The sequence below is a fragment of the Arthrobacter sp. Br18 genome, assembly GCF_000520555.1.
Taxonomy (GTDB): Bacteria; Actinomycetota; Actinomycetes; order Actinomycetales; family Micrococcaceae; genus Arthrobacter_D.
On record NZ_KI914846.1, the window covers coordinates 135,273 to 136,099 of the forward strand.

Consider the following 827-nt stretch of genomic DNA (forward strand, 5'->3'; position numbering starts at 1 on the left):
GGCCGATCCGCTGTCCGGCGGGAAGGACGGTGCCGGAGCCCTCCGCTTCCGGGTGCGGCCGCCGGTCAACCCGGCCGGCGTCCCATAGCCGATCAGGACATTGCCTGAACCATTCTCCGGTTCGGGCGCGGACTCAAGGGCAGCTTCGACGGAAATGCCCGCCCGCTCCTCCGTGCGGTATGCCTCAGCGGCAGGGGTCGGCCCGCCTGCGGTGCCGGGCGAGGCCGAATCGCGGCTTTCCGGGACGCGGGCGGCGCGCACCGAGATCAGCGGGGCTCCGACGTCGAGCGTTTCGCCGGGAGCTCCGTGCAGCACGGCAACCGTGCCCGCGAACCGGGACGGCACCTCGACCACGGACTTGGCTGTTTCCACTTCGGCGATGGCCTGGTCCACGGCCACCTCGTCGCCCTCCTTGACGAGCCAGGACACCAGCTCGGCTTCGGTCAGGCCCTCCCCGAGATCGGGCAGATTGAACACGAGCAGTGCAGGTGTCATCGCATCGGCGCTCATGGCCGGTCCTCCCACTGCAGGGCGTCGACGGCATCGAGGATCCGGTCCACGCTCGGCAGGAAATAATGTTCCAACTTGGGGGAAGGATACGGAACGTCGAATCCGGTCACGCGTAACACCGGCGCCGCTAGCGAATGGAAGCACCGCTCCTGGACGCGCGCCACGATTTCCGAGGCGACGGAGGCGAATCCCGGTGCTTCGGCGATCACGACGGCGCGCCCTGTCCTGCTGACGCTCGCGCACACTGTCTCGTCGTCGAACGGGACGATCGAACGCACGTCGATCACCTCGAGGGAGCGCCCCTCCGCGGCCGCGGC

At 69.2% G+C, this 827-nt stretch carries 2 protein-coding genes; both read right to left on the bottom strand.

Annotated features, from left to right (window positions below):
• The coding region (locus Y704_RS23200) for a biotin/lipoyl-containing protein (RefSeq protein WP_343212803.1) at positions 1–510 on the bottom strand (510 nt) is incomplete at its 3' end.
• A partial coding sequence (locus Y704_RS18745) for a transketolase C-terminal domain-containing protein (protein ID WP_035771423.1) occupies positions 507–827 on the bottom strand: 321 nt, incomplete at its 5' end. The genes Y704_RS18745 and Y704_RS23200, both read right to left, overlap by 4 nt.